General features: G+C 53.3%; 2 protein-coding genes. Both read right to left on the reverse strand.

Translation table 11 applies throughout. The features are described 5' to 3' along the window. Nucleotides 1-108: 108 nt before the first annotated feature. Nucleotides 109-441, reverse strand: a complete 333-nt coding sequence (locus tag ACLRGG_RS21350) for a SymE family type I addiction module toxin (RefSeq protein WP_416251581.1) — start codon at nt 439-441, stop codon at nt 109-111. An 85-nt stretch (nt 442-526) separates the two neighbouring features. Beyond that, complete coding sequence (locus ACLRGG_RS21355; RefSeq protein WP_416251582.1) at nt 527-865, reverse strand: helix-turn-helix domain-containing protein; 339 nt, start codon at nt 863-865, stop codon at nt 527-529. Nucleotides 866-1045 lie beyond the last annotated feature (180 nt).

Below are 1045 nucleotides of genomic sequence, written 5' to 3' on the forward strand. Positions count from 1 at the left end.
AAGAAGACGACACCCTAGATATGAGAACCAGTCTCGTGGGCTCGGAGATGTGTATAAGAGACAGTTCAATCCCAGCCCTTATCGGCTGGGATTTTTTTATCTGTCAGGTCAGTCAGCGCTCCGCTTCTTAGGCCTGGCCATGACCTGAATCACGTCCATCAGCTCGCGCTGCTTACGGGCGGAGAGCTTCGGGCAGAGCTGGCGCAGGGCCTGTATCACTTCCGGCTCCGGTGAGGGCGGCTTAACCGTCAGTATCATGCAGCCGTCCATCACCCTGACTTCCAGCGGCGTGCCTGTCTCAAATCCCGCCTGTGCCATCCAGTGGCCCTTCAGCGTAACAGCCGGCATGGGCTGGTACTTCGCGTCACTGACATAACCCACGGTATAAGCCCTTGTTGTTGTGGGCGTATGGGCCTCTGGCTTATGATGTGTCTCAGCCATAGTAACTACCTCCATAGTTGCTTGTGGTCAGCAGTGCCACGGTGTTAGCGCACCGTGGCACTGTGTCTTTAAGTTCTCTCTGTTGTCAGTTTTTGACCGTCCAGCGTCTGGCATCGTGCATATGTAAAATGCTGGCAATCACCGTCTCCACAGCCTCCCGCTCCTTCCCGTCCAGGTTAGAAACCGCCTCAAACTGGAGTTTAAGCCGTTCATCCGGGCCGCGTTCGTCAGGTTCAAAAAGCAGCATATCAGCACTGACATTAAGTGCTAATGCTATACGCCGGAATACATCAATCGTCGGCTGCGATGCGCCCGCTTCGTAACGCTTGTACTGAGAAACGTGCATACCAATCTTGTCAGCCATCTGTTGCTGGGTAAAACCCAGCTCTTTACGAAATGCTGTCAGGCGGTCAGGAAAGCTCATAGGAAACACCAGAGTTGTGGTTACTGCCATCACTATAACCCTCCCTTTTTTATCGCTTGACTTGATGTATCATATAACTGTCTCTTATACACATCTCCGAGCCCACGAGACTGGTTCTCATATCTAGTGTTTCGTCTTCTTTTTTGAAAAAGGGGGGGGGGGGGGGGGGGGGGGGGGGGG

Source organism: Erwinia sp. PPS120, assembly GCF_047918655.1.
Taxonomy (GTDB): Bacteria; Pseudomonadota; Gammaproteobacteria; order Enterobacterales; family Enterobacteriaceae; genus Erwinia; species Erwinia tasmaniensis_A.

Bases quoted from the DNA above. Each gene is read 5' to 3' on its own strand.
- ACLRGG_RS21350 (WP_416251581.1), bottom strand. From the start codon at position 441: ATGGCTGAGACACATCATAAGCCAGAGGCCCATACGCCCACAACAACA.
- ACLRGG_RS21355 (WP_416251582.1), bottom strand. From the start codon at position 865: ATGAGCTTTCCTGACCGCCTGACAGCATTTCGTAAAGAGCTGGGTTTT.